The sequence below is a fragment of the Zobellella sp. DQSA1 genome, assembly GCF_041950555.1.
Lineage (GTDB): Bacteria > Pseudomonadota > Gammaproteobacteria > Enterobacterales > Aeromonadaceae > Oceanimonas.
The window spans coordinates 2,102,615-2,129,556 of sequence record NZ_CP169531.1 but is presented as its reverse complement, the minus strand read 5'-3'; the positions used below and the strand labels follow the sequence as shown (position 1 = coordinate 2,129,556).

The window sequence follows — 26,942 nt, the reverse complement described above, 5'->3', positions numbered from 1 at the left end:
GAGAGTGAACAATGCCAAGAGTTAAACGTGGTGTTACTGCCCGCGCTCGTCACAAGAAAGTACTGAAGCAGGCCAAAGGTTACTACGGTGCCCGTTCGCGCGTTTATCGCGTTGCCGTCCAGGCCGTAACCAAAGCCGGTCAATATGCCTATCGTGACCGCCGTCAGAAAAAACGTCAGTTCCGTCAGCTGTGGATCGCCCGTATCAATGCGGCGGCCCGTCAGAACGGTCTGTCTTACAGCCGCTTCATCGATGGCCTGAAAAAAGCCTCCGTTGAAATCGATCGCAAGATCCTGGCTGACATCGCCGTGCACGACAAAACCACCTTCACCGCTTTGGTTGCCAAAGCCAAAGAAGCCCTGGTTTAAGTCGTTCAGACGATTAAATAAAAAAGGAGGCTCCGGCCTCCTTTTTTGTTGGCCCCGAGCCGGCTCAGTGGTGGCGGGCGCGGAGCATTTCCTTTATTATCAAGGCCTTTCAAATTATTTAGCGTCCGCCTTGTTGCGGGCAAGTACGAGGAACACATGGATCAGCTGGAAGACGTGATCGTCAAAGCACAGGCGGAGATCCAGGCTGCCGCCAACGCCGTCGAACTGGATGAAATCCGGGTTCACTATCTGGGCAAGAAGGGGATTTTTACCGAACAATCCAAGGCCCTGGGCAAGTTGTCCGCCGAAGAACGCCCCGCCGCCGGCCAAGCCATCAATAACGCCAAGCAGGCGGTGAGTGATGCCCTCAACAGCAAGCGCGAAGCACTGCAACTGGCCGAACTGAACCAGAGACTGGCGTCCGAAACCCTGGACATTACCCTGCCCGGGCGCCGCCAGTCGGCGGGCGGCCTGCATCCGGTGACCCGCACCATCCGCCGCATCGAATCCCTGCTCGGCGAACTCGGTTTCCAGGTAGCGGAAGGCCCCGAAATCGAGGACGATTTCCACAACTTCGATGCCCTGAACATTCCGGCGCACCATCCGGCCCGCACCGATCACGATACCTTCTACTTCAACCCGGAGCTGATGCTGCGCACCCACACCTCGGGCGTGCAGATCCGTACCATGGAGCAGCAGCAGCCACCGCTGCGCGTTATCGCCCCGGGTCGGGTCTACCGTAACGACTACGATCAGACCCACACCCCCATGTTCCATCAGGTGGAAGGCCTGCTGGTAGACGAGAATGTCAGCTTCACCCACCTCAAGGGCGTGTTGCACGACTTCCTCAACAACTTTTTCGAGGCCGATCTGCAAATCCGCTTCCGTCCTTCTTACTTCCCCTTTACCGAGCCCAGCGCCGAAGTGGACGTGATGGGCAAGAACGGCAAATGGCTGGAGGTGTTGGGCTGCGGCATGGTGCACCCCAACGTGTTGCGTTCCGTGGGCATCGATCCCGAGCGCTACAGCGGCTTTGCCTTCGGCATGGGGGTCGAGCGCCTGACCATGCTGCGTTATGGCGTCAACGACTTGCGCGCCTTCTTCGAAAATGATCTGCGTTTTCTCAAGCAATTCCGGTAAGCGGCAGGAGCAATAATGAAATTTTCAAAATCATGGCTGGACGAATGGGTCAATACCGGTCTGGATGCCGAGGCTCTTGCCGAGCAGATCACCATGGCCGGCCTGGAAGTGGACGGCATCACGCCGGTGGCCGGTGCCTTCAGCCAGGTACTGGTGGGCGAGGTGGTGGAATGCGGCCAGCACCCGGACGCGGACAAGCTGAGGGTAACCAAGGTCAAGGTGGGCGGTGATGAACTGCTCGACATCGTCTGCGGTGCGCCCAACTGTCGCCAGGGCCTGAAAGTGGCGGTGGCCGTGGTCGGCGCCGTGTTGCCCGGCGACTTCACCATCAAGAAAGCCAAGCTGCGCGGCCAACCCTCCCACGGCATGCTCTGCTCCTATAGCGAACTGGGCATCGAGGTGGACGCCGACGGCATCATCGAACTGCCCGCCGACGCCCCCGTCGGCGCCGAGGTCCGCGACTACCTGCGCCTCGACGATGCCATCATCGAAGTGGATCTGACGCCCAACCGCGCCGACTGCCTGAGCATGGCCGGACTGGCCCGGGAAGTCGGGGTGCTGAACCGGCAGGACGTCAACTGGCCCGACATCCCGGCGGTGCCGGCCAGTATCGACGACCGGGTCGACATCCGGCTGGACGCCCCTGCCGCCTGCCCGCGCTACCTGGGACGGGTGGTGAAGAACATCGACGTTACGGCCGAAACGCCGCTGTGGATGCAGGAAAAACTGCGCCGCTGTGGTATCCGCAGCATCGATCCGGTGGTGGACATCACCAACTTTGTCTTGCTGGAGTGGGGCCAGCCCATGCATGCCTTCGATCTGGCCCGTCTCGACGGCGGCATAGTGGTGCGCCAGGCCGATCAGGGCGAAAAACTGACCCTGCTCGACGGCAACGAGGTCAGCCTGAACAGCGATACCCTGGTGATTGCCGACAACTCGAAAGCCGTGGCCATGGCCGGCATCTTCGGCGGCGAGGCCACCGGGGTGAACGAACACACCCGTGACGTGCTGCTGGAATGCGCCTTCTTCAGCCCGCTGGCGATTACCGGCCGGGCCCGCAGCTATGGCCTGCACACCGACTCTTCCCACCGTTTCGAGCGCGGCGTGGACTACCGGCTGCAGCGCAAGGTGATGGAGCGGGCCACCGCGCTGCTGCTGGACATCTGCGGCGGTGAAGCCGGTCCCGTGGTGGAGGCGGTCTCGGAAGCCGAGCTGCCCGTGGCAGCCACCGTTACCCTGCGCCACGACAAGCTCAACCGCTTGATCGGTATCGACATTCCCGCCGACCAGGTCACCGATATGCTGACCCGTCTGGGACTGGAAGTCACTCCGACCCGTGATGGCTGGCAGGCGGTGGTGCCGAGCTATCGCTTCGATATCGGCATCGAGGAAGATCTGGTGGAAGAGGTGGCCCGTATCTACGGTTACAACCAAATCCCGAATGTGGCGCCGGTGGCCGGCCTGAGCATGTCCCGCCATCAGGAGGCGGCCCTGCCCCTGAATCGGCTGAAGGACGCCTTGGTGGATCTCGGCTACCAGGAGGCCATTACCTACAGCTTTGTGGATCCGGAACAACAGCGGCTGCTGTTCCCGGACGCCGAGCCGCTGGTGCTGCCCAACCCCATCGCCGCCGACATGTCCGCCATGCGGGTGTCCCTGTGGCCGGGGCTGATTCAGGCGGCAGTCTATAACCAGAACCGCCAGCAGTCGCGGCTGCGGCTGTTCGAACAGGGGCTTATCTTCATTCCCGACGAAGCCGCCGAGAACGGTGTACGCCAGACCCCGGTGCTGACCGGCCTGCTGCTGGGCCCGGTGGTGGACGAGCACTGGGATATGGCCGACAAAGGGGTGGACTTCTTCGACCTCAAGGGCGACGTGGAGAGCCTGCTGGCCCTGACCGCCGACGAGCTGAACTTCGGCTTTGCCCGCACCGATATCAAGGCGCTGCATCCGGGACAATCCGCCGCGTTGTTGCGCTCCGGCCATCAGGTGGGTTTGCTCGGTGCCCTGCATCCCAGCCTGCTGAAGAAGCTGGGCCTCAAGTCCCAGGCTTATGTGTTTGAAATCGAGCTGGACGCCCTGACCGCACGAGTGGTGCCCGAGGCCGGTGACGTGTCCCGTTTCCCCGCCAACCGCCGGGATCTGGCGCTGGTGGTGGAGCAATCCGTCGCCGCCGGGGATATCCTTGATTTAGTTAGGAAAGTTGGCGGAAATCAATTGGTTGGCATAAACTTGTTCGATGTATACCAAGGACAAGGTATTGCCGACGGCAAGAAGAGCCTGGCGCTCAGCTTGGTGTTGCAGGATACCCAACGGACTTTGGAAGAGAAGGAAATCGCGGATACGGTGGCGCGCATCGTGTCCTCGCTGTCCGACGAGTTTAATGCTTCCTTGAGGGATTGAGCGTATGGCGTTAACCAAGGCCGACATAGCAGAACATCTGTTCACCGAGCTTGGCATAAGTAAACGTGATGCCAAGGAAATGGTCGAAGCGTTTTTCGAAGAAATTCGCGCCGCACTGGAGCAAGGTGAACAGGTCAAAATTTCCGGGTTCGGCAATTTTGAATTACGCAATAAGGGTGAACGCCCCGGGCGCAATCCCAAAACCGGGGAGGATATTCCCATATCGGCCAGGCGGGTAGTGACCTTTCGCCCCGGCCAAAAACTCAAGGCCAGGGTAGAAAACGCAACATTGCTCGACGACGCAGAGTAAAATCACAAGCCAGGCCGCAAGCCTGGCTTTTTGTTGGTTAGACTAAGGCAGCATTGGCCTGCGGCCCGCTATGCTGTTAGCCTAACTACAAGTTCATCCAGCAGAGGCGTGCCTCCGTGCGCAAAGGCAATATCGTTATTCTGACCGGGGCCGGCATCTCGGCCGAGTCGGGCATCAAGACCTTTCGGGCCAGTGATGGCCTGTGGGAAGAGCATCGTATCGAAGACGTGGCCACCCCCGAAGGCTACCGGCGGGATCCCGAGCTGGTACACAGCTTCTACAACGCCCGCCGGGCGCTGTTGCAGGCGGTGGAACCCAACGCCGCCCACCATGCCCTGGCCCGGCTGGAGGCCGAATGGCCGGAGCGGGTGACCCTGGTGACCCAGAATATCGACGATCTGCACGAGCGGGCCGGCAGCCGGAATGTGCTGCACATGCACGGGGAATTGCTCAAGGCTCGCTGCCCCCATTCCAACCAGACGGTGGCCTGGGCAGGTCCCTTGCATACCACGGATCTGTGCCACTGCTGCCAGTTTCCCGAACCGCTGCGGCCGCACGTGGTCTGGTTCGGCGAAATGCCGTTGTTGCTGGATCGTATCTACCATGCCCTGAGCGAGGCCAGTATCTTCATCGCCATCGGCACCTCGGGCAACGTCTACCCGGCGGCGGGTTTCGTGCACGAGGCGGCCATGCACGACGCCCATACCATCGAGATCAACCTGGAGCCGAGCCAGGTCAACAACCATTTCGACGAGCACCGCTACGGCCCTGCCACGCAGATGGTCAGCCGCTATGTGGAAGAGCTGCTGGCGGGTCGGAAGAAATAGTAAAAAGCCCGCATGATGCGGGCTTTGGTCTTTATGGGGGAGGGGAAGATCCTTAGTGGGAACGTAGCCGTACCCAGTGCTCTTCGTAGACGGCCAGCACCTCGTCACCCAGATCGTCCTGGAAGTGGCCCTTGGCCAGGGTCTCGCCGTTCGGGAACAGCACCTGGTTCTCGGCCACCTCGGCGGGCAGCAGGGCCTTGGCCCCCTGGTTGGGCACCGCTATGCCCAGTTCCTCGATGATGCTCGCCGCGATTTCGGGGCGCATCAGGAAATCGATGAACTGGTGGGCGGCATCCGCCGACTTGGCGTTGCTCGGAATGGCGGCGCTGTCCACCCAGAAGATAGCGCCTTCTTCCGGATAGATGTATTCCAGGTTCATGCCGTCCTGCTGGGTCTTGTAGGCCTGGTCGCTCCAGATCAGGCCGATGGAGGCCTCGCCGGTCACATAGGGCATGCGCGGGTTGTCGGAATTGTACAGCAACACGTTGTCCTTCAGCGCCTGCAGCTTCTCAAAGGCGGCCTTGATCTCACCCGCGTCCTTGCTGTTGGCGGAATGGTTCAGGGTCAGCAGCGCCATCTGGAAATTCTCACGGATGTCGTCGGTCAGCATCAACTGGCCCTGCCAGCGTCCGTCCCACAGATCGGCCCAGGCGTTCACCTCGGCGTCGGCCAGCTCGTCCCGGTTGAGGGCGATGGCGGTGCTGCCGAAGGCATAGGGCACGCTGTACCGGTTGCCCGGATCGAATTCCCGATCCAGCAGGCTCGGCTCCAACTGCTCCAGGTGGGGCAGCTTGCTCTTGTCGAGCGGTTGCAGCATGCCTTCCCGGGCCATCTTGCTCAGCATGTAGCTGGAGGGGAAGATCAGGTCGTAGCTTTCGCTGGCCCCGCTGGTCTGCAGCAGCTTCAGCTTGGCATAGAGCGCCTCATTGGAGTCGAAGGTGGCGTAGTCCACCTTGACGCCGGTTTCCTTGGTGAAGCGGGCCAGCACGCCGTCGGGCAGATATTCGGCCCAGGCGTAGACGGACAGGCGATCATTGGCCTGCGCCACCAGGGGCAGGCTGGCGGCCACCGCGATGGCCAGAGGACGGAACCAGGATTGCATATCAGCGTTTATCCCTTAACAGAAGTTGAGACGTCACCACCAGCACCAGCGATACCGCCAGCATGATGGTGGCCAGGGCGTTGACCTCGGGGGACACGCCCACCTTGACCATGGAATAGATTTTCAGCGGCAGGATCTCGTAGGCCGGTCCGGTCACGAAGGAGCTGACGATCACATCGTCCAGGGACAAGGTGAAACTCAGCAGCCAACCGGCGGCAATGGCGGGCCTGGCCAGCGGGAAAATAATCTTCCTGAAGGTCACTAACTCACTGGCACCCAGATCCTTGGCGGCTTCCAGCATGCGCAGGTCGAACCCCTTGAGGCGTGAATAGACGGTGATCACCACAAAGGGAAGACAGAAGGTGATATGGGCGAACAGCAGCGACCAGAAGCCGAGCGAAATACCCAACACCACGAACAGGGCCAACAGCGAGATGGCCATGACGATGTCCGGCGACATCATCACCACGAACAGCATGCCGCCCACGAAGCCCTTGCCGCGGAAGCGATAACGGTACAGGGCCACCGCCGCCAGGGTGCCGATCAGCGCCGCGAAGGTGGCCGACACCAGGGCGATGGTCACCGAGTGGCGGGCCGCTTCCATCAGGCCGGCGTTGTTGAGCAGGCGGACGTACCAGTCCCAGGTAAAGCCGTCCCAGCGGATGCCGTAACGGGAGCTGTTGAAGGAATTGGCGATCAGCACTCCGATGGGGATGTACAGATAGGCGAACACCAGCAGCAGGAAGCCGCCCTTGAACCACTTAATCATCGATGGATACCCTCTTGTTCAGCAGCTTGCCCACCCGGTAGTAGACGAAGATCAGGGCCGCCATCAGCACCGTCAGGGTGATGCTGGTGGCCGAGCCGAAGGGCCAGTCACGGATATTGAGGAACTGGGTCTTGATGATGTTGCCGATCAGCAGGTTCTTGGCCCCGCCCAGCAGATCCGAGATGTAGAACATCCCCATGGCCGGCAGGAACACCAGCAGGCAGCCGGCGACGATGCCGGGCATGGTCAGCGGCACTATCACCCGGAAGAAACGGGACCAGGCGCCGGCCCCCAGATCCCGGGCCGCCTCCAGTAGGCGGCCGTCCAGCTTCTCGATGGCGGCATAGAGCGGCAGCACCATAAAGGGCAGCAGTATGTACACCAGGCCGATGATCACCGCCACCTCGGTAAACATGATGCGCAGCGGCTGCTCGATCAGGCCCAGGGCCAGCAGGGCGTTGTTGAGCAGGCCCTTGGTGCCCAGCACCACCTTGAGCGCATAGGTGCGGATCAGGGAGTTGGTCCAGAATGGTACTATCACCAGGAACAACAGCAGGGGGCGCCAGCGGCGGGGACTCTGGGCGATGACGAAAGCGAAGGGATAGCCCACCAGCAGGCAGACAAGGGTGGCCATCCCGGCCATGTACACCGAATGCCACAGTACCCGCACATAGAGCGGGTCCAGCAGCCGGCCGTAGTTGTCCAGGGTGAACACCAGGCTCACCAGGCTGGCGTGATCCCGGGTCAGGAAACTGGTGCCGATGATCATCAGGTTGGGCATGAACACGAACAGCAGCAACCAGCCGGCGATCAGGCTGACCGCCAGGTTGCGGAACAGATTGGCGCGGAAACCGCTAGTGCTGTTCATAGGGCAGGACCACCTCCCAGCTGTCGACCCAGTGGATGTCCACCTGCTGGCCGATGCGATAGTCGAAATCGGGATCGTCCTCGTCGAAGAACTCCGAAATCAGCACCCGCTGGCCGGACTCCAGTTCTACCAGGGAGTCCAGGGTGGCGCCCTTGTAGTGGCGATCGATAATGCGGCCGGGTACGCCCTCGGGCGCGGCATTCTCGGTGCGCACCTTCATGCGCAGATCCTCGGGGCGCAGCAGCACGCACACTTTGTCGCCGGCATTGAAGGGATACTGGCTGTGTACCACGCAACCGCGGCCTTCCACCTGAGCATGCCAGGCGCCGGTCTCGTCGGTGGGAGAGAGCAGCTCGCCGTCCATGATGTTGATTTCGCCGATGAATTTGGCCACGAACAGGTTGGCGGGGGATTCGTAGATCTCCTTGGGTGCGCCATCCTGCACTATCTTGCCGCCCTGCATCACCACGATGCGATCGGACATGGACAGGGCTTCTTCCTGATCGTGGGTGACGAACACGAAGGTGATGCCGAGCCGGCGCTGCAGCTGCTTGAGCTCGGTCTGCATCTGCTTGCGCAGCTTGTAGTCGAGGGCGCTCAGGGATTCGTCGAGTAGCAGCACCTTGGGCCGGTTGACTACGGCCCGGGCGATGGCGATGCGCTGCTGCTGGCCACCGGACAGTTGGTGAGGATAACGGCCGGCCATCTGCTCCAGCTGCACCATTTTCAGCGCTTCCATCACCCGGGGCCGGATCTGTGCCGCCGCGACATTCTGCATGCGCAGGCCGAAGGCCACGTTGTCGAAGATGGACATATGGGGGAAGAGGGCATAACTCTGGAACACGGTGTTGACGTGACGCAGCTCGGCGGGTACCCGGGTGATGTCTTCCCCGGCCAGGTGGATATGACCGCTATCCGCTTCTTCCAGCCCCGAGATCAGGCGCAGTACCGTGGTCTTGCCACAGCCGGACGGGCCCAGTATGGTGAGGAATTCGCCGTCATAAATGGATAAATCCAGGCTGTCTATGATAGCTTTGCCGTCAAACTGTTTGCTGATACCGGTCAGGGAGACCAGGGGGGGGGTGTGCTCGGCCATTTGCCTTTATTCACCTCGATGAAAACGCGCCGCGTTCTGATATGAAAATGAGCGCGCATTCTAGACCCCGGCCTGCGGAAATCAAAGCGAATTTTTATGCTTGAAAGATGCGGTTTTGCTGTTTGTTATTTTGTAAAATTCCCCAACTTTTATAATGGGTTAGCTTGGCTTCCCCCGATGCGGTCATCCGTTATAATACCGCCACCCTTGAAATGAGATTGCATTATGAATGAACCACGATTTACCCGGCTTCAACGCTCGCTGGAGCAGGGGTTTACGCTGGCACCGAAAGCCGTGTTCCAGGAAGCCTGGGGCCGGATCTACGGCGCCAAGCTGCCGATTCTGTTGGCCGCCATCGGCGTGGTCGGTTGCTGGCTGCTGCTCAACCAGTTGCTGGTGATGGTGGCCGGGGAGGGAGAAGACAGCATGTGGGGCGCCAGCCTGATGGGGCTGGCCATTTCCATGATCATGGCGCCCATGAGCGGCGGCCTGGACATGATGGGCATCTACAGGGCCGTGGACAGGCCCATCCGTCCCAGCCAGATTTTCGACTACTTCCGCTATCTGTTGCCGCTGGCCCTGGCCAGCATGATCATGGGGCTGATCACCAGCCTGTTCCTGCCACTGGGACAGAGCCTGGGATTGCCGCCCATGCTGTCGCTGCTGCCGACCCTGGTTCTGAGCGTGGCGCTGATGTTTACCTTTCCGCTGATCCTGGAAAAAGGCATGACGCCCTTGCAGGCCATCCTGACCTCGCTGCGGCTGTTTTCCCGCCAGTGGATGGCGATGTTGCTGATCCATATGTTGCTGGTGTTGTTCTTCATGGCCGCGGTGATGACTTTCGGCATCGGCCTTATCTGGGTGGCCCCGCTCTATGTCGTGGTGAAGGGCATCATCTACCGCGAAGCCTGCGGTATCGAAGGCACCGATCCCTCGCCGGCACAAGCGGATGAACAGCCTTCCTCTTTCAGCCAGTCCAAGGATCATTTCGACGCATGAAGACACCAGTCCTTATGGCGGTGCTCGCCCTGGCCGGCACCGTCGTCCAGGCCGAACCCCTGAGCCTCGGCTACAGCGGCTTTTACAAGCATATGGAAACCGTGGCCAAGGCCAGGGTGGAGCAGGCCACTCTGGGCTTCTACCTGAGCCGGCAGGACGGCCAGGGCCTCTGCCATATCGAATCCGGTACCGTGCAGGTGGCGGGGGCGATCCGGGGTGAGGTAGAGCCGCTGCCCCACGGCCAGTTCCTGCTGCCCTTCGACAAGCAGCTGGATCTGGACAAGGCGGTGGTGATCCTGGAGGTGGAGCAACCGCAACGGTGCGACATTTCCATCCGCATCCAGGCGGAGCTGCCGGCGGGGGACACCAGCCTGGCCGAGCTGCGCCAGGTACGGGATGAAATGCATCTCCTGCTGCAGAAGATGGCGGGCTGGCCGGGGAAATATTTCGTGCCTGAACTTAAGGGCCTTCACCTGGCCCCGGCCGAGCCGGGGCAGAGCCTGAACGGCGAGGCCCGACTGGATCTGTCCGACCAACAGCTGGCTGCCGAACGGGACATGACGGTTCCGGCGGTGCGTATCAGCCCCTGGTTATAAAGTAAAAGGCGCCCCGGCGCCTTTTTGAGCATAATGCCTGCTGCAGGCAAAGCGCTTGGCGCCTGCCACGCACATCACCACGATCTTCGGAGGGCCCAGCCCGGTGGCCACCGAACTGATCGCGGGCGTTCTCGCCGGTGGCAGCTATCGCAGGCACATGCACGAGGTACGCCTGCGTCTGGTGCCAGCCAGGAAGAAAGCGATAGAGCGACTGGCACCACTCGGCCTGGTGCCATGGGTCATACCGCGCGGCGGGTGCTCTCTCTGGTGCCGTCTGCCCGATGGGCATGACTCCGCCGCCATCGCACAACGCTGCATGAAAGAAAAGATTGTCCTCGCGCCGGGAAACGTGTTCAGCGTTTCCCGGTCCGCGATCCCATTCCTTCGCTTCAATGTCGCTCTGCTCGACGATATGCGGATCTTTGCGATGCTTGAGAAGGCGTTGAAGGAGGCGGGGCAGGGCTGAGCCTTTCCTTATTTCAGTTCAATAATCTGCAGCCGCTCGCCGAAATCGGCTTCGTTTTCTTCCTCGTCTTCATCGATAAAGCGGGGCGAGAGCTCCGGCTTGTCGAAGGCGAGATCGCCGCCGTCGATCACCCCGGAATCCCGGTCGATGCCCTTGAAGTCGAACAGCTGGTGATCCAGCAGGTGGGAGGGCACCAGGTTCTGCAGCGAGCGGAACATGCTTTCGATACGGCCGGGGAAACGGCGATCCCAGTCCTGCAGCATGGTCTTGATCGCCTGGCGCTGCAGGTTCTCCTGGGAGCCACACAGGTTGCAGGGGATGATGGGGAAGGCCTTGGCTTCGGCGTAGCGCACCAGGTCCTTCTCCTTGCAGTAGGCCAGGGGACGGATCACCACGTGCTTGCCGTCGTCGCTCACCAGCTTGGGCGGCATCGATTTCAGGGTACCGCCGTAGAACATGTTGAGCAGCAGGGTTTCCAGGATGTCGTCCCGGTGGTGGCCCAGGGCGATTTTGGTCGCGCCCAGTTCGGTGGCGGTACGGTACAGAATGCCGCGGCGCAGGCGGGAGCACAGCGAGCAGGTGGTCTTGCCTTCCGGGATTTTGTCCTTGACGATGGAGTAGGTGTCTTCCTCGACAATCTTGTACTCCACCCCCAGTTCGTCCAGGTAGGCCGGCAGCACATGCTCGGGAAAGCCCGGCTGTTTCTGATCCAGGTTGACCGCGACGATATCGAAGCGGATGGGGGCATGGGCCTGCAGGTTGCGCAGTATGTCGAGCAGGGCGTAGCTGTCCTTGCCGCCGGACAGGCAGACCATGATTTTATCGCCTTCTTCGATCATGTTGAAGTCGGCGATGGCTTCACCGACATGGCGACGCAGCCGCTTCTGCAGCTTGTTGAAGTTGTACACTTGCTTGGCAGTTTGAACTGACATGATGACCCCGGCCAAAAAAACTGGGGCTATTATAGTGACTGGCGCCCCGAGGGCAAGGCGCCAGTGGCGGGTCTATGACCTGCTCAAGGCTCAGATATCGGCGCCTGACGACGAAAAGCGCTCGGCGTCTGCCCGGTTACCCGGCTGAACTCGCGGTTAAAATTGGATTTCGTCTGAAAGCCGGAACTGAGATACACCTGAGTAATGCTTTCATCACTGGTCAACAGGCGTTCTTTGGCATGTTCAATCCGGTATTCGTTGAGCACCTTGGACAGATTACGCCCGTGAATCTGATTCACGGCCATTGATATTTGCCGGGCCGGAATGGTCAGTTTTCGCGACAGACGGCTCAGGGTTAAATCCGGATCGAGAAACGCCTGCTTTTCACGCATCAGCGTATCCAGCTTAGCGATGATCGCATGGGCTTCGTCATCGCCGAGTATGTTGATGGCACTCTCTTGAGCGAGTGGCCCAGACTCGGATTGTACGTTTTCAGCCGCTTCATCCGGTTGGGTGCTCTGGCTGACCATCACGACCGCCAGCGCCAGTGTCGGTAACAGCAAGGTGTAACCGACAGCGAGAACATACATGGCATGAGCACCCGCATAGAGGGCGAAATCCAGCGTCAGTGCGCCATCGATACAGGCCGAGAACAGCAACATGTACCCCGCCACCCGCTCGGCATATTTCACCCATTCCACATCCGACAAGCGGACTTCCGATGCCATAGTGCGGGATGAACGAAGCAGCGCAATACCGTAACCGATATAGAGCATCGTCAGGAGCAGGTCCAGAGGGACATGCCAGTAGGGATAGCCCAGTGAACCGGCAGCTACGACGACCGGACCTGACCAGTGCAGTGGCGACAGACGGCCCGGTTGATGGGCCCGGCTGAAACAGTACCATGCCGCCATGGGTACCAAGGCGGCACAGACTGGCTGCAGCATGCGAAATATCGCCATATCCTGCGTCCATCGGAGTCCGACGATGGCGGTTGTCAAGGCGCACAGTGCTGCGAACAGGCTGGGCGCCCTTCCTTCCTGAGACGGCTTCATCCACAGTATGATCGCCAGTAAAAACAGCAGTAGTGAGACAACAAAAGGCAGGGGAATAGCGATCATGGCGTTTCCATTTTATCGGTGGCGTTCCTTACGGGGGCTGTATCAAGCCTAACCATTTCAATGTATTCCGTGAAGTACTCCAGGTCCTGAAACCCGTTTTAGGACGCCCTGGAACCGGATCAAGGACGCAGGAACCTGGCGGTTGCGCCATTGTAAGCCTGTCCACCTCCCGATTCGGGCAGGGTATTACAACAAGGGGATAACCAATGAAATGGTATTGGCAGGCCTGGCAACGGAGTCTGGTCTTTTCAGGCCGGGCATCACGGCGGGCATTCTGGATGTTCTTCCTGGTTAACCTGCTTGTCAGCGTGGCGTTGGTGGCGCTGGAAATGGGCAGGGGCACTCCGGCGTGGGTGGAGATGGTCTACAGCATCGTCAGTTGTGTTCCGCTTGTGGCGGTGACGGTGCGCCGCCTGCATGATACCGGACGTTCTGGCGGCTGGGCGGCGATATTTTTCGTCCCGGTGATCGGCGTCATCGTGTTGCTGCTGCTGTTGGCGCAACACAGTGATCCACGAACCAACCTATACGACATGGCTTCATGACAGGAGAAAAGACGATGAGATCGGTCCGTGTCATTTCAGGGATGCTGCTTGCTCTGAGCAGTGCTTTGGCCGTAGCGCAGGGGGCGCAATCTGACTCTCACCTCCTGCCTGTCGATGTCCAGGGGAGGGTGGTGATTCCGACCGTTGCGGAAGGCAGTCTGCTCTATCTGCACGGTATCGCCGGAGAAGGAGTCTACATCAGCCGCAACGATGAGGGGGAACTGTGCATGGTGAAGCCGCTGCACATAGTGGCGGGCCACGTTGAACAGGGCCGGATCCGCATTCATGAATCCGGGCCTCTGACGTTGCGTATCTATAGTGATCGGGTTTCTGCTTCGCTGAAAAAAGGCGAGCAGGTGACCAGCGAAAATCTGCGTGTGACCGATAAGGAGGGCGACAGCAGCAGCGATGTGGTGATTGAAATTGGCATGAATCGTCAGATGCATTTCATTCTCAACCCACGCCGAAAATGGACGTCCTGGCTGCGTGGCGAAAGGCCGAAATCCGGCTGTAAAACGGTAACAGAGGAGGACATTGCACGGCTGCCGAGTAGAAGCTGATGCCCGTCAGGGCAACCGGACCGGAGCCGTCGGCCTTGGCGGATACGCAGGAGCAACCCGACCCCCTGCAGCCTGGGAGTGTGGAGCCGGTCTCAAAAAATGTGGCTCATCAAGAGCGCCGGTTTGGCGGCGCTTAGGTTGCGTCGGAACGCAGTACCAGCACGTCGCAGTTCAGCTTGTCGATCACGTGTTCGGCGGTGTTGCCGAGCAGGGCGGCGGACAGGCCGGTACGGCCCACCGAGCCCAGGATAACTAGGCTGGCCCCGATTTCATCGGCACAGTGGGGGATCACCTCTTCCGCCAGCCCTTCCTGCAGGTGCAGCACCTTGGGCTCCAGCTCGAAGCGCACCGCATATTCATAAAGCGCCCGCTCATGGTGCTTCTTCACCGCCGCGTTGTAGGCGTGAGGGTCGAAGTCGGGCAGCTCCAGCGCCATGTTAACCGGGGTGATAGGGTAGGCGTTCACCAGGTGCAGGGTGGCGGAGAGCAAGCGGGCTACTTCGGCGCTTTCGGCGATGATCTTGTTGTTCAGGGTTTCCTGGGCCGTATCGTCGCTGCAGCAGTTGACCGCCGCCAGCACCTGGCCACCCATGGGCCAGTCCCGCTCCTTGACCAGCAGCACCGGGCAGGGACACTTGCGCAGCAGGTGCCAGTCGGTGGGCGTGAAGATAAAGGACTGGATCAGGGCATGCTTGTGGGTGCTCTTCACCACCAGATCGTGGTCGCCGTCCTGCACCTGCTGGATGATGGCCTCGAAGGGGCGGCTGTGCCAGACCACTTTGAAATCGAAACGAACCTTGCTGTCCGTATAGGATTCGAGCAGGGTCTTCAGCCATTCTTCTCGCCCCTGGACCACCCCTTCGCGCATTTCGTCCCGCTCCTCGCTGGACAGCATGGAGGTCATCTCATAGGAAAAATCGTAGATGGGCAGGAACAGGGTAATGGCGGCATTTTCCTCGAGGGCGGCGACGGACACCGCCCGGTGCAGAGCCGGCTGGGTCTCGGCAACCGGATCGACAACCACCAGAATGCGTTGATACTTGATCATACAGAGCCCCTTATGTTGGGTGTGGTGCTCAGACCGGCACCGGTGCCCCGGCCAGTCGGGCCAGTTCGGGCAAGTCCAGGATACGGATATATTTGCCGTCGACCTCGATAAGATTGCTCTTCTGGAAGCGGCCGAGCAGCCGGCTGACCGTTTCGACGGTGAGGCCGAGATAGTTGCCGATATCCCCCCGGGTCATGGTGAGACGGAACTCGCGGGCCGAAAAACCGCGTTGGAAATAGCGGCTGGACAGACCGTGCAGAAACGCTGCCAGCCGCTCCTCGGCGGTTTTCTTGGACAGCAGCAGTATCATTTGCTGGTCGCCGTTGATCTCGTTGCTCATCAACCGCATGATCTGCTGACGCAGCCGGGGCATCTTGCCCGACAGATCGTCCAGGACTTCATAAGGGATCTCGCACACCATGGCGGTTTCCAGTGCCTGGGCGAAAGAAGGGTGGGACCCCTTATTGATGGCGTCGAAACCGACCAGATCACCGGCCAGGTGGAAGGCGGTGATCTGCTCGTCGCCCTGCTCGGTAATGGTATAGGACTTGACGGTACCGGCACGAATGGCATAAAGCGATTTCAGCTCTTCGCCGGCCTTGAACAGTTCCTGGCCTTTCTGAATGGGCTTCTTGCGCTCGATGATGTTGTCCAGTTCGTCCAGCTCGTCGGAGTTGAGTCCGAGTGGAATACACAGCTGGCTGATGCTGCAATCCTGGCAGTGAATGGCACGGCCGGTTGTGGCAGCTTTGATGACTTTAGACTGATTTCCCATGGGCTCGACACTTTATATTGGTATCACAGCACAATCATAGCACCAATGACCGGTACTTAATAGCTTAGTAAAGCAGCGGCAACACTTGGATAACTGTAAACAAACCGTAAAGAATCAATAAGATGCCGGAAGCTTGTCGGAATCTGGGGTGGTTCAGCCAATGCCGTAACTGGCCAGCCAGTCCGCCCAGCGCCAGCAGGGTGGGCAGGGTGCCGAGGCCGAACAGAGCCATCACCAGGGCGCCCTGGGCCATGCCGCCGGATACCGCGCTCCAGGTCAGTGCGGAGTACACCAGTCCGCAGGGCAGCCAGCCCCACACCATGCCGAAGGGCAGGGCGGCCAAGGGGTGGCGAAAGGGCAGGAAGCGCCCGGCCAGGGGGCGGATATGACGCCACAGCTGGTTGCCGAGCCGTTCCAGCCGCAGCAGGCCAAACCACCAGCGTGCCAGGTAGAGCCCGAGCAGTATCATCATCACTCCGGCCAGCAGCCGCAACAGGGTCAGGCCCTGCCTGCCCAGACTGACATCCGCCAGGCTGGCAAAGACCCCGCCCACCAGGGCGCCGGCCAGGGCATAGCTCAGGATACGGCCGGCGTTGTAGCTCAGCAGATAGAGCCAGTGCCAGCCGCGCTGTTCCCGGGGCAACGCCATGGAGAAGGCCGCCGCCACCCCGCCGCACATGGCGATGCAATGGCCGGCACCGAGCAGGCCGATCAGCAGCGCCGCCCAGGGATCAAGTTGACTGGTCATGGTCGTTGTTCTGCTGCGCTTGGCGGTGGGAGTCCCGATCGTCATCGAACAGGATATTGCTGCCCTGGCGGTCCAGATCCTCGAACTGATCGCTTTTAACCGACCAGAAGAACAGGGCGATGGCAATCACCACGAAGATCATGGCGATGGGAATGATCAGATACCAGATATCGTTATCGCTCATAGTCGCGACAGCCTCAATGAGTTGGTCATCACAATCAGGGAACTGGCCGACATGCCGAGCATGGCGAACCAGGGCGACACATACCCCATGGCCGCCAGCGGCAGTACCACCAGGTTGTAGCCCAGCGCCCAGGAGAAGTTCTGCTTGATCACCCGGCGGCAGCGCCCGGCCACGTGGCGGGCGGTGAGGATGCGCTGCAGGTCGTCACCGAGCAGGATGGCGTCGGCGCTGTTCTTGGCGATGTCGGTACCGCCGGCCATGGCAAAGGACACATGGGCGCCGGCCAGCACGGGCGCGTCGTTGATGCCGTCGCCCACCATCAGGCAGACCTCGCCGGCAGCGTCCCGGGCTCGCAGATAGGCCAGCTTGTCATCGGGGCTGGCATTCTTGACCAGCTCGTCCACCCCCAGCAGGTCGGCCACCCGCTCTGCCTGGCCGGAGCCGTCACCGGTGAGGATGCTGGTGGCCAGTCCCTGCGCCTTGCACTGGCGAACAAGCTGCTCGGCATCCGCGCGCAGCGGATCGGCCAGCACGAAGCGGGCCACCGGACCATCGTCATCGGCCAGATAGACGCAGAGCGCTGTCTCTTCGGCGTCAGGATGGAGCCAGGCGGCACTGCCCAGACGCCAGCTGTGTCCCTCGATCACGCCGCACAGGCCGCGTCCGATCCGGTTTTCCCGCGCGCTCACCTGCAGCCGGGGATCCCGGTAGGGCAGGAAGGCGCGGGCGATGGGATGCTCGGACTGAGCCTCCAGGGCCGCGGCGATGGCCAGCACTTCGGCTTCGCTTCGTTCCGCCAGCAACACCACCGACGCCAGTGTCACTTCGCCCCGGGTCAGGGTGCCGGTCTTGTCGAACACCACCCGGGTTGTCTTGGGCAGGGTGTCCAGCACATGGGCACGGCGCACCAGTATGCCGGAGCGGGTCAGGCGGGAAGTGGCCACCGTCAGCGCCGTGGGCGTGGCCAGTGACAGGGCGCAGGGGCAGGTGGCCACCAGTACCGACAGCATCACCCAGAACGCCCTGTCCGGCGCAAATTGCAGCCAGGCCAGATAGGTGCCCAGGGTCGCCAGCAGCAGCAGTGCCACAAAATAGCGGGACAATTGGTCGGCCAGGATGGCGACCCTGGGCTTTTCTGCCAGGGCATCGTCCTGGGCACGCAGGATTTCGGACACCCGGGCTTCGGCCAGGGGCCGCAAGACCTGCAGGCGCAACGGTGACTCCACATTGGTGGTGCCGGCAAAGACCGGATCGCCCGCCTGCCTGGTGACCGGCAGGTGTTCACCGGTAAGCATGGACTCGTCCACGCTGGTGGTGCCGTCCAGGATCACCGCATCGGCCGGGATTACGCTGCCCGGGGCCACCAGCACCCTCTGCCCGGGGGTCAGGGTCTTGGCGGCCACTTCCTGCTCGCCGTCCGGGGTGTCCAGCCGGGCCAGCATGGGAATATGGTGGGTGAGGTTGGCGGTGGTTTCCGAGGCCTTACGCCTGGCGCGCATTTCCAGGAAGCGGCCGGTCAGCAGCAGGAAGGCGAACATGGACACACATTCGTAATACACTTCGCCGGTATGGGTGACGGTGGCATAGACGGAGGCCACGAACGCGAAGATCATGGCCAGCGACACCGGCAAATCCATGTTCAGCGCGCGGTTTTTCACCCCGCGCCAGGCATTGCGGTAGAAGGGCAGGGCGGAATAGCCCATCACCGGCACCGACAGCCAGAGGCTTATCCAGCGGAAGTACTGGATCAGATCCGCATCGATGTCGGGAAAGAGATCTTCGTAGAGGGCGAAGCCGACCATCATCACCTGCATGCTGGCGATGCCGGCCACGCCGAGTCGCAGCAGATAGGATTTTACCTGGCGGTTATAGTCCTGCTCCTGCTGATGAGGCTGGAAGGGGCGGGCCTGGTAGCCGATTCCGGCAAAGGCGGCCAGCAGGCGGCTCAGGGGGACCATGTCATCGTTCCAGCGCAGCCGGGCCCGCTCGGTCGTGGTGTTCACCTGGATCTGTGCTACCCCCGCGACCTGGGACAGGTGCCGCTCGATCAACCAGGCACAGGCAGCACAAGTGAGGCCGGCGATGGACAGCTGTACTTCCTTCAGGCGGTCTTTTTCACTGACGAAGTCCTGCTGTATCTCCGCCAGATCGTAATGCTGCAACTGTTTCAGCTCGTCGGGTACCGCATCGGCCCTGGGGGCCGGTGCACTGCGGTGCTGGTAATAGCTGCCGAGGCCGCAGTCGATGATGGTGTGGGCCACCGCCTGGCAACCCGGGCAGCAGCACGCCTTCTGCTCGCCGTTGAACTCGAAGCGGAAGTCGGCGCCGGCCGGGACCGGCTCACCGCAGTGAAAACAGCCGGCCATGCTCATGCTAACCCTTTGCACGAATGATAAGCCGGTCCGTTATCGGCAGGGCGATGCGTTGCTGTATCCGCCAGCGGCCGTCGAAGGCTTCGATCTGCAGGTTCCACTGGCCCTCCATCAGGGGACGTTCGGGGCGGTAGCGATAGGCTCCGTCACCGCCGCTGGTGAGCAGGCGTTCCAAATCCTGGTCGGCCAGGGTGGGGTGGCTGAAGCGGATGCGGATGGCTTCGCCCTCGGTGTGGTTTCCCTGCAGGCGCAGGGACAGCAGGCCATCCTGCAGCATGAGCTCGGCCACCAGGCCAAGGCGGGCGGCCTCCTTCAACTCGCTCAGATCCTGGTTGATGGCCCGGCCTTTTTTGTAGTAGTCATCCACCACCATGCTGTCGGCGCCGGAGCGGGCAATATGGAAGGTGTACAGGCTGGCGACGACCGCACACATCGGCAGGGTGATCAGAAACCAGGGCCAGAATTGCAGATACCAGGGACGTTGCATAAAAAATTCCTACGACAAAAAAGCGGGCTTAATATAACAAAAAGCCCCGGCGAGCGGGGCTTTTTCATCCAAGCCCGGGGGCTTATCAGTTGTTCAGACTGTAAACATAAGAGGCGAGCAGGTGTACCTTGTCTTCGCCCAGGATGTCGTTCCAGGCCGGCATCACGCCATGGCGACCGTAGCGGATGGTTTCCTCTACCGCGGCACGGGAGCCACCGTACAGCCAGATGCCGTTGGCCAGGTTGGGCGCGCCCAGGGCGGTATTGCCGGTACCGTCCGCTCCGTGACAGGCGGCACAGACCGCGAAGCGGACCTGGCCTTTCTGGGCTTCTACCTCGTCCACCCGGCGACCGGACAGACTCAGCACGTAAGACGCCACTTCCTTCACACCGTCTTCACCCAGCATATCGCTCCAGGCGGCCATGACACCCTGACGGCCGTGCATGATGGTGGTCTTGATTTGCTCGGGCGAACCGCCCCACAACCAGTCGTTGTTGGTCAGGTTGGGGAAACCGCGGGCGCCACGGGCATCGGAGCCATGGCACTGGGCACAGTTCTGCAGGAACAGGCGCTGGCCCACCTTGATGGCGTTTGCATCCTGGGCGATATCGGCAATGGCGCGATAGGTCTCGCCATCGGCCTCATAGGCCAGTTCACGGAAGCGGGCACCAAAGACCTCATCGGCTCTGATCGTCTCGCGGTCGTATTGCACCAGCAGTTCCTGTTCACGGGATTTAGCCGCGGCGGCACGAGACTCCTCCAGAGAACGGATGTCCTGGTGGGAACTCTGCCAGCCGAGCAGACCCTTGAAGTTGCCCAGGCCCGGATAGAGCGCCAGGTAAAACAGGGAGAACACGATAAAGAACACGAACAGATAGCTCCACCACTTGGGCAGGGGATTGTTCAGTTCGGAGATGCCGTCGAAGGTGTGGCCGGTGGGGGCGCCTTCTTCTATCCCCATCTTGTCCTTGGTACACCAGATCAGCAGCGCCAAGCAGCCGAAAATGGTCCCCAAGCTAATCACGGTTACAAAGACACTTAGAAAAGTATTCATTTTTTGTTAGCTCCTGCGCGATCCTGCTCAGTACCTCGGCGTTTTCCATTCGCCTTGTCTTCATCATCAAAAATGGAGTTGGCGGCATCGTCAAACGAGCCTTTACGACGCTTGCTGTAAGCCCACAAGACGATGCCTACAAACAACACCAGCAGCGCCAGGGTCTGAAAGCTGATCAGCATGGGCTTCAGGGCTTCCAAGGTACTGATATCCATTATCGACTCCGGTTATTTAAGGGCGTGCCCCAGGGACTGCAGATAGGCAATGATGGCATCCATCTCGGATTTGCCCTTCACCGCGGCTTCGGCACCTTCAATATCGGCATCGGTATAGGGAATACCGAAGCGGTCCCGGAACAGGCGCAGCTTGTCGGCAGTATACTTGCCGTCCAGGGTGTTGGTTTCCAACCAGGGGAAAGCCGGCATGTTCGACTCCGGCACTACCGCACGCGGGTCGATCAGATGCACCCGATGCCATTCGTCGGAGTAGCGGCCACCCACCCGGGCCAGGTCGGGACCGGTACGCTTGGAGCCCCACAGGAAGGGGTGCTCCCACACGCTTTCACCGGCCACCGAATAGTGGCCATAGCGCTCGGTTTCGGCCCGGAACGGACGGATCATCTGGCTGTGACACACATGGCAGCCATCACGGATATAAATATCGCGGCCTTCCATTTCCAGCGCGGTGTAAGGGCGCAGCCCTTCCACCGGCTCGTTGGTCTGCTGCTGGAAGAACAGCGGCACGATTTCCACCAGGCCACCAAAGCTGATGGCGACCACGGTCAACAACGCCAACCAGGTTACGTTCTTTTCGACCAGTTCATGACGGTTTTTCATTCACGAGTCTCCTTATGCCGGTTGGGGGATAGCTTGAAGGGAGCCTTTAGGCGCCTTGATGGTGCGATAGGCGTTATAGGCCATCAGCAGCATACCGGCCACGAAGAAGCAACCACCGATAAAGCGGACGAAGTAGAACGGATAGGACGCCTGCAGGCTTTCCACAAAGCTGTAGGTCAGGGTACCGTCTTCGTTCACCGCTCGCCACATCAGGCCCTGCATCACACCGCTGATCCACATGGCCACGATGTACAGCACGGTACCTATGGTGGCCAGCCAGAAATGGGTATTGATCAGGCGGGTGCTGTACATGCGTTCCTGATTGAACAGGTTGGGGATCAGGTGATACACGGCGCCGATGGATATCATGGCTACCCAGCCCAGGGCACCGGAGTGCACGTGGCCGACGGTCCAGTCGGTGTAGTGGGACAGGGCATTCACCGTCTTGATCGCCATCATGGGGCCTTCGAAGGTGGACATGCCGTAGAACGACAGGGACACGATCAGGAAGCGGAGGATGGGGTCGTAACGCAGTTTGTGCCAGGCGCCGGACAGGGTCATGATGCCGTTGATCATCCCGCCCCAAGAGGGCGCGAACAGGATCAGTGACATCACCATGCCGAGGGACTGGGCCCAGTCGGGCAGGGCGGTGTAGTGCAGGTGGTGCGGACCGGCCCAGATGTAGAGGGTGATCAGCGCCCAGAAGTGCACGATGGACAGACGGTAGGAATAGACCGGACGACCCGCCTGCTTGGGTACGAAGTAGTACATCATGCCGAGGAAGCCGGCGGTGAGCAGGAAGCCCACGGCGTTGTGGCCGTACCACCACTGGATCATGGCATCGGCGGCACCGGCGTACATGGAGTAGGACTTCATGGCGCTGACCGGTATGGCCATGCTGTTGACGATATGCAGCACCGCCACGGTCAGGATAAAGCCGCCGTAGAACCAGTTGGCCACATAGATGTGGGAGGTGTTCCGTTTGTACAGGGTACCGAAGAACACGATGGCGTAGGCCACCCACACCACGGTAATGGCGATGTCGATCGGCCATTCCAGCTCGGCGTATTCCTTGCTGCTGGTGTAGCCCAGGGGCAGGGTGATCACCGCGGAGAGGATGATGGCCTGCCAGCCCCAGAATACGAAGGAGGCCAGGGGACCACCGAACAGGCGAACCTGACAGGTACGCTGTACCACATAAAAAGAGGTTGCCATCAGGGCGCTGACACCAAAGGCGAAAATAACCGCATTGGTGTGCAACGGACGCAACCGGCTGTAGGTCAGCCAGGGAGTTTCAAAGTTGAGGGCAGGCCAGATAAGTTGTGCTGCGATAAGCACGCCTAACGACATACCTACAACGCCCCAGATCACGGTCATGACCGTAAACTGGCGAACTACGGTGTAGTTGTAGTTTGGTTGATTATTAGTTTGACTCATCGTTATAGTTCCGCTTCCACTGCTGTTATTCAGGTTTGTGCTCACCCAGGGTGCTCACGTCGGAAGGATTAAAGACAACCGTTTTTCATCGGTATGTTCAGGCGCTCGAACGGCTTCGTTAACTGTTTGTTAACAAAGACAATCGGGAGGCACTGAAGACACCGCGCAGATGATAAATGAGTGGCTGCAAAAATAACAGTATAAACAGTAATATGATTACCACTTAACCCGGCCACAAGGCATAAGGGGCCGTTTTGATCGAGATCAATCGGAGTAGTGAATTGTATGCAATACAGGATATAAATTGGTATGAGAGACCGTCTTACCGGCCCAAAGCTGGTGCAAATTTTGTTGGTGCTGGGGATTTTATCGGGTGCTTTCTGGTTGCGTACCTGTACCGACGGCCAAGATACCACTGTATTAGAGAAAGAAAATGTTGATTTTTGTGACATTGCTCACGAAGTGTGCCGACAGACCCAGGAAGGGCTTCAAGCCGAGGCGCGCTTGCATAGCGGGCAGCTGTTGCCCGAACAGCCCTTTCGACTGGAAGTGCGTTTTTCCGACCCCGGGGTGCGGGTTACCCGCAGCGTACTGGAAGGGGAGAGCATGTATATGGGTACCCTGCCGGCCCTGCTTGCACAAGGCGAGCCCGGCCTCTGGCAGGGCCAGGCCCTGGTGGGGGCCTGCACCGAGGCCCGCATGATCTGGGCCTGGGTGCTGGATATCGAACAGGGGGAAGAAAGCCGGCGGCTGAAATTCCTGTTCGAGGTACGGCACTGAGCCTCAGAGTCCGCCCTTGTTGGGCGACACCAGGCCGTGGCGGTTGATCTTGCGATGCAGGGTCGCCCGGCTGATGCCGAGCGCCTCGGCAGCCCGGGTAATGGTCCACTGGTATCGTTCCAGGGTATCCAGCAACAGCTGCCGCTCCTGTTGCTCCCGGGCCGTGGCGAGGGGCACCCGTGCGCTCGTGTCCTGTGACCGCTCGATGGGGGAGTCAAGCACCTCGTCGGGCAAATGTTCGGGGCCGATCAACGCTTCTTCGGCCATGGCCAGGGCATACTGCAACACGCTCTTGAGCTGGCGGATATTGCCGGGCCAGGCGTAGTGTTGCAACGACGCCAGGGCCCGGGGGGACAGCCCCGGATGCCCGGGCGCCAGCTGCACCAGCAGTCGCCGGATCAGGGTCTGGCTGTCTTGCCGTGACCGCAGTGGCGGCAGGCCGACCTTGAGCGCGCTGATCCGGTAGTAGAGATCCTCCCGGAACCGTCCCTCGGCCACCAGTCCGGTCAGCTCCCGGTGGGTGGCGCAGATCACGTTGAGCACCACCTTGACCGATTCGACCTGGCCCACCGGCGTCACCTCCTGCTCCGCCAGCACCCGCAACAGCCGGGTCTGCAGCGCCAGCGGCATGTCGCCGATCTCGTCCAGGAACAGGGTACCGCCGGAGCTGGCGGCTATCTTGCCCACCTTGCCGCCCTTGAGCGCCCCGGTGAAGCTGCCGGCGCCGTAGCCGAACAGCTCGCTTTCGATCAGGCTTTCCGGAATGGCGGCGCAGTTGAGGGTGACGAAGGGCTGGTCGCGCCGCTCGCTGCTGTCGTGCAGGGCCCGGGCCCAGACTTCCTTGCCGGTGCCGGTTTCGCCCTGGATCAGGATGCTGATGCCCTTGTCCACCATGCGCCGGCAGATGGCGGCCTGGCGCAGCAGGCCAGGCTCATCTCCCGCGGCCCGAGCCAGCGGATCCGGCTCCCGCCTCGTGTTGACGGTGGGGGACGCGCTGAAGACCGGCGCCAGCAGCCAGGCCTGCCAGTGGCACAGACCGAGGGGGCAGGCTGACTCGGGCCGGCTGGCCAGCAGTTGCTCGAGCCCGACCCCGAGCAGCTCGCTCACCGGCTGACCCAGCAAGGAACTCCGTTGGTGGAAGGACAGCAGGCGTAGCAGGGCGGTGGTCAGGCCCCGCACCCGGCCGCCTTCGTCCAGGGCCAGCAGGGCGGTGGGCTCTGCCGTCGGGCCCTGGGCGCTCACCGCCATCAGCAGGGTACCGGCGTGGTGACGGCGGAACAGCAGGGCCTCCAGTTCGTCCGCGGTCTGCTGCACCAGTCCCAGGGCCAGTTGTTGGCGGACCTTGCTGCCCTGGGCGTAGGTGGAAATATCGATGGCTCCCAGCAGGCTGCCGTCGCCGGCGAACAGCGGGGCGGTGGAGCAGCTGAAAGGGTAGAGGCCGGCATCGAAATGTTCGCCCGCATAGACGGTGATGGGTTGGCCGGTGGCCAGGCAGGTGCCGAGACCATTGGTGCCCACCAGGGCTTCGGTCCAGACCGAGCCCGGGGCCATGCCCTTGCGGGCCAGCTCGGGGTTGGCGTCCGCATCCTGGTAGCTGGCCACCACCACGCCCTGGACGTCGGTCAGCAGCAGATTGTAGCCGGCCTCGAAGGCGCTGCGGCGCAACCGGGTCAGGGCCGGGATCGGCTGGTTCAGCAGCACGTCCAGGGGCTCGCGCAGGGCCTTCAGCTCGGCGGCGCTCAGGCGGGGACGGGGATGGGCATGGCCGGGATCGAGCCGGTACTGCTCCAGGCAGCGCCGCCAGGAACCGACAATCTGCGGATCCGCTATCCGGTTGCCCGGCCCCAGGCGTTCGCCCAGCAGTCGGGTGACGGGATCATCCGGTAACGACATGGTAGCTCTCCTCGCTCTTTCCCTTTGTTTCAGTATCAGCCAGGTTGCGACAGCTGTAACACTCCGGCTGCGACACCTGTCGCAGCCCTGCAACACCCGGGCGCTGCGGGCAGCCGGTTGGATCCCCGAGACGGCCGATAAACACCGTGTTAACACCTTTTTATCATTTTTGGCACAGCCTTTGCGAGTGTTGCTTCGTTATCACCACAGCGAAGGAGGGGATATGAAACCCGAACGCACCCAATTGCACTGGATGTATCAACAGATGCTGGTCAGTCGCTTCTTCGAGGAAGCGATCGAGAAAATCTACATGGAAGGCAAGAGCCCTGCCTTCAACATGGCCAAGGGCCCCATTCCCGGCGAAATGCACCTGTCCAACGGCCAGGAGCCCTGCGCCGTGGGGGTGTGCGCCCACCTGGCGGCCAGCGACATCGTCACCGCCACCCACCGGCCCCATCATATCGCCATCGCCAAGGGGGTGAACCTGAACGAGATGGCGGCGGAGATCTTCGGCAAGGAAACGGGCCTGAGCGGCGGCCGCGGCGGGCACATGCACCTGTTCGACGGCCGGGTGAATTTTTCCTGCTCCGGCATCATCGCCCAGGGCATGGGGCCGGCGGTGGGCGCGGCCCTGTCGCGCAAGCTGCAGGGCAAGCCCGGGGTGGCGGTGGCCTTTCTCGGTGAAGGCGCGGCCAACCAGGGCGCCTTTCACGAAACCCTGAACCTGGCGGCGGTATGGCAGCTGCCGGTGGTGTTCGTGATCGAGGACAACGCCTGGGGCATCTCGGTGGCCAAGCGTCAGTCCACCGCCGTGGAGCGTAACGACGGCCGTGCCGCCGCCTACGGTATGCCCGGCACCTTCGTGCCCGGCAACGACCCCGTCGCCATCTTCGCGGCGGCGGGCGAGGCCATCGACCGGGCCCGCCGGGGCGAGGGACCCAGCCTGATCGAAATCGAAACCTACCGCCTGGCCGGCCACTTCATGGGCGACGCCGAGGGCTACCGCCCCAAGGGCGAGAAGGAGGCGTTGCAGGCCAGGGATCCCATTCCCGCCTTCCGTACCTTGCTGCTCGAAGAGGGCGCCCTGACCGAGGCGGAAGACCAACGCCTGGTGCAGGCCGCCCACGAGCGGGTGGACGCCGCCATCCGTTTTGCCCGGGACAGTGCCTACCCGGCGCCGGAAGCCGCCCTGGAAAAGGTATTCGTCTGATGCACGAGGAGCTCAT

The 26,942-nt window shown here is 61.3% G+C and carries 29 protein-coding genes; 12 read left to right on the top strand and 17 right to left on the bottom strand.

Features of this window, described 5'->3' with window-relative positions:
- Positions 1-11: 11 nt before the first annotated feature.
- From rplT to cobB, 5 genes are all read left to right on the top strand, one after another.
- Entirely contained in the window at positions 12-368 is a 357-nt protein-coding gene (rplT, locus tag ACEVBK_RS10350; RefSeq protein WP_094038210.1) for a 50S ribosomal protein L20, read from the top strand.
- Positions 369-524: 156 nt separating this feature from the next.
- The gene (pheS, locus tag ACEVBK_RS10345; protein WP_375054876.1) at positions 525-1,508 is read left to right on the top strand and encodes a phenylalanine--tRNA ligase subunit alpha; all 984 of its coding nucleotides are present in this window, start codon (positions 525-527) and stop codon (positions 1,506-1,508) included.
- 15 nt (positions 1,509-1,523) lie between these two features.
- The gene (gene pheT, locus ACEVBK_RS10340; RefSeq protein WP_375054875.1) at positions 1,524-3,911 is read left to right on the top strand and encodes a phenylalanine--tRNA ligase subunit beta; all 2,388 of its coding nucleotides are present in this window, start codon (positions 1,524-1,526) and stop codon (positions 3,909-3,911) included.
- A 4-nt stretch (positions 3,912-3,915) separates the two neighbouring features.
- Entirely contained in the window at positions 3,916-4,221 is a 306-nt protein-coding gene (gene ihfA / locus ACEVBK_RS10335; RefSeq protein ID WP_375054874.1) for an integration host factor subunit alpha, read from the top strand.
- 116 nt (positions 4,222-4,337) lie between these two features.
- Positions 4,338-5,048: a Sir2 family NAD+-dependent deacetylase gene (gene cobB, locus ACEVBK_RS10330; RefSeq protein WP_375054873.1), complete on the top strand. Its 711-nt coding sequence runs from the start codon at positions 4,338-4,340 to the stop codon at positions 5,046-5,048.
- A gap of 52 nt (positions 5,049-5,100) precedes the next feature.
- On the opposite strand, the gene ACEVBK_RS10325 is transcribed toward cobB, so the two are convergent.
- Genes ACEVBK_RS10325 through potA form a run of 4 tightly spaced genes read right to left on the bottom strand, consistent with a single transcriptional unit; the run spans position 5,101 to position 8,883 of the window.
- Positions 5,101-6,150, bottom strand: a complete 1,050-nt coding sequence (locus ACEVBK_RS10325; RefSeq protein ID WP_375054872.1) for an extracellular solute-binding protein — start codon at positions 6,148-6,150, stop codon at positions 5,101-5,103.
- A gap of 1 nt (position 6,151) precedes the next feature.
- Positions 6,152-6,919, bottom strand: coding sequence for a spermidine/putrescine ABC transporter permease PotC (gene potC, locus ACEVBK_RS10320; protein WP_375054871.1), 768 nt, complete (start codon positions 6,917-6,919; stop codon positions 6,152-6,154).
- Positions 6,912-7,787, bottom strand: a complete 876-nt coding sequence (potB, locus tag ACEVBK_RS10315) for a spermidine/putrescine ABC transporter permease PotB (protein WP_375054870.1) — start codon at positions 7,785-7,787, stop codon at positions 6,912-6,914. The genes potC and potB overlap by 8 nt, the downstream gene beginning before the upstream one ends.
- The gene (potA, locus tag ACEVBK_RS10310; protein ID WP_375054869.1) at positions 7,774-8,883 is read right to left on the bottom strand and encodes a spermidine/putrescine ABC transporter ATP-binding protein PotA; all 1,110 of its coding nucleotides are present in this window, start codon (positions 8,881-8,883) and stop codon (positions 7,774-7,776) included. Before potA ends, potB begins: the two co-directional genes overlap by 14 nt.
- Before the next feature lie 225 nt (positions 8,884-9,108).
- On the opposite strand from potA, the gene ACEVBK_RS10305 reads away from it, so the two are divergent.
- The 3 genes from ACEVBK_RS10305 (at position 9,109) to ACEVBK_RS10295 (ending at position 10,944) form a co-directional block, all read left to right on the top strand.
- A complete protein-coding gene (locus ACEVBK_RS10305; RefSeq protein ID WP_375054868.1) occupies positions 9,109-9,882 on the top strand; it encodes a hypothetical protein in 774 nt (257 codons plus the stop codon).
- Positions 9,879-10,478 carry a DUF2987 domain-containing protein gene (locus tag ACEVBK_RS10300; RefSeq protein ID WP_375054867.1) on the top strand — a complete coding sequence of 200 codons (600 nt, stop codon included), beginning with the start codon at positions 9,879-9,881 and terminating at the stop codon, positions 10,476-10,478. The genes ACEVBK_RS10305 and ACEVBK_RS10300 overlap by 4 nt, the downstream gene beginning before the upstream one ends.
- 103 nt (positions 10,479-10,581) lie before the next feature.
- Positions 10,582-10,944 (top strand): hypothetical protein, encoded by a 363-nt coding sequence (locus ACEVBK_RS10295; RefSeq protein ID WP_375054866.1) that lies wholly within the window; start codon positions 10,582-10,584, stop codon positions 10,942-10,944.
- A gap of 8 nt (positions 10,945-10,952) precedes the next feature.
- Here ACEVBK_RS10295 and ttcA read toward each other — a convergent pair whose 3' ends face one another.
- Positions 10,953-11,876 carry a tRNA 2-thiocytidine(32) synthetase TtcA gene (gene ttcA / locus ACEVBK_RS10290; RefSeq protein WP_375054865.1) on the bottom strand — a complete coding sequence of 308 codons (924 nt, stop codon included), beginning with the start codon at positions 11,874-11,876 and terminating at the stop codon, positions 10,953-10,955.
- A gap of 83 nt (positions 11,877-11,959) precedes the next feature.
- Positions 11,960-12,997 (bottom strand): helix-turn-helix domain-containing protein, encoded by a 1,038-nt coding sequence (locus ACEVBK_RS10285; RefSeq protein ID WP_375054864.1) that lies wholly within the window; start codon positions 12,995-12,997, stop codon positions 11,960-11,962.
- Between the two features lie 206 nt (positions 12,998-13,203).
- Between ACEVBK_RS10285 and ACEVBK_RS10280 the strand changes: the two genes are divergently transcribed.
- Together ACEVBK_RS10280 and ACEVBK_RS10275 are read left to right on the top strand one after the other, a co-directional pair.
- Positions 13,204-13,542: a DUF805 domain-containing protein gene (locus tag ACEVBK_RS10280; RefSeq protein ID WP_375054863.1), complete on the top strand. Its 339-nt coding sequence runs from the start codon at positions 13,204-13,206 to the stop codon at positions 13,540-13,542.
- A 14-nt stretch (positions 13,543-13,556) separates the two neighbouring features.
- Positions 13,557-14,102: a hypothetical protein gene (locus tag ACEVBK_RS10275; RefSeq protein WP_375054862.1), complete on the top strand. Its 546-nt coding sequence runs from the start codon at positions 13,557-13,559 to the stop codon at positions 14,100-14,102.
- A gap of 133 nt (positions 14,103-14,235) precedes the next feature.
- On the opposite strand, the gene uspE is transcribed toward ACEVBK_RS10275, so the two are convergent.
- The 10 genes from uspE to ccoN all read right to left on the bottom strand — a co-directional run bounded on the left by uspE (position 14,236) and on the right by ccoN (position 23,043).
- Complete coding sequence (uspE, locus tag ACEVBK_RS10270) at positions 14,236-15,150, bottom strand: universal stress protein UspE (protein WP_375054861.1); 915 nt, start codon at positions 15,148-15,150, stop codon at positions 14,236-14,238.
- Between the two features lie 28 nt (positions 15,151-15,178).
- On the bottom strand, positions 15,179-15,925 hold the full coding sequence (locus tag ACEVBK_RS10265; RefSeq protein ID WP_375054860.1) for an FNR family transcription factor: 747 nt from the start codon (positions 15,923-15,925) through the stop codon (positions 15,179-15,181).
- Positions 15,926-15,989: 64 nt separating this feature from the next.
- Positions 15,990-16,673: a sulfite exporter TauE/SafE family protein gene (locus ACEVBK_RS10260; protein ID WP_375054859.1), complete on the bottom strand. Its 684-nt coding sequence runs from the start codon at positions 16,671-16,673 to the stop codon at positions 15,990-15,992.
- A complete protein-coding gene (ccoS, locus tag ACEVBK_RS10255) occupies positions 16,657-16,857 on the bottom strand; it encodes a cbb3-type cytochrome oxidase assembly protein CcoS (RefSeq protein ID WP_375054858.1) in 201 nt (66 codons plus the stop codon). The genes ACEVBK_RS10260 and ccoS overlap by 17 nt, the downstream gene beginning before the upstream one ends.
- A complete protein-coding gene (locus tag ACEVBK_RS10250) occupies positions 16,854-19,223 on the bottom strand; it encodes a heavy metal translocating P-type ATPase (RefSeq protein WP_375058543.1) in 2,370 nt (789 codons plus the stop codon). The genes ccoS and ACEVBK_RS10250 overlap by 4 nt, the downstream gene beginning before the upstream one ends.
- Positions 19,224-19,230: 7 nt before the next feature.
- Positions 19,231-19,716, bottom strand: a complete 486-nt coding sequence (locus ACEVBK_RS10245; RefSeq protein WP_375054857.1) for a FixH family protein — start codon at positions 19,714-19,716, stop codon at positions 19,231-19,233.
- A gap of 85 nt (positions 19,717-19,801) precedes the next feature.
- Positions 19,802-20,770 carry a cytochrome-c oxidase, cbb3-type subunit III gene (gene ccoP / locus ACEVBK_RS10240; protein ID WP_375054856.1) on the bottom strand — a complete coding sequence of 323 codons (969 nt, stop codon included), beginning with the start codon at positions 20,768-20,770 and terminating at the stop codon, positions 19,802-19,804.
- Entirely contained in the window at positions 20,767-20,985 is a 219-nt protein-coding gene (locus ACEVBK_RS10235; RefSeq protein WP_375054855.1) for a cbb3-type cytochrome oxidase subunit 3, read from the bottom strand. Before ACEVBK_RS10235 ends, ccoP begins: the two co-directional genes overlap by 4 nt.
- A gap of 12 nt (positions 20,986-20,997) precedes the next feature.
- Positions 20,998-21,606 (bottom strand): cytochrome-c oxidase, cbb3-type subunit II, encoded by a 609-nt coding sequence (ccoO, locus tag ACEVBK_RS10230; protein WP_375054854.1) that lies wholly within the window; start codon positions 21,604-21,606, stop codon positions 20,998-21,000.
- Positions 21,607-21,618: 12 nt separating this feature from the next.
- Positions 21,619-23,043, bottom strand: coding sequence for a cytochrome-c oxidase, cbb3-type subunit I (gene ccoN / locus ACEVBK_RS10225; protein ID WP_375054853.1), 1,425 nt, complete (start codon positions 23,041-23,043; stop codon positions 21,619-21,621).
- A 309-nt stretch (positions 23,044-23,352) separates the two neighbouring features.
- On the opposite strand from ccoN, the gene ACEVBK_RS10220 reads away from it, so the two are divergent.
- Entirely contained in the window at positions 23,353-23,823 is a 471-nt protein-coding gene (locus ACEVBK_RS10220; RefSeq protein ID WP_375054852.1) for a hypothetical protein, read from the top strand.
- Between the two features lie 3 nt (positions 23,824-23,826).
- On the opposite strand, the gene ACEVBK_RS10215 is transcribed toward ACEVBK_RS10220, so the two are convergent.
- Complete coding sequence (locus ACEVBK_RS10215; RefSeq protein ID WP_375054851.1) at positions 23,827-25,716, bottom strand: sigma-54-dependent Fis family transcriptional regulator; 1,890 nt, start codon at positions 25,714-25,716, stop codon at positions 23,827-23,829.
- Positions 25,717-25,939: 223 nt separating this feature from the next.
- Between ACEVBK_RS10215 and ACEVBK_RS10210 the strand changes: the two genes are divergently transcribed.
- Complete coding sequence (locus ACEVBK_RS10210; RefSeq protein WP_375054850.1) at positions 25,940-26,926, top strand: thiamine pyrophosphate-dependent dehydrogenase E1 component subunit alpha; 987 nt, start codon at positions 25,940-25,942, stop codon at positions 26,924-26,926.
- Positions 26,927-26,942: the final 16 nt, after the last annotated feature.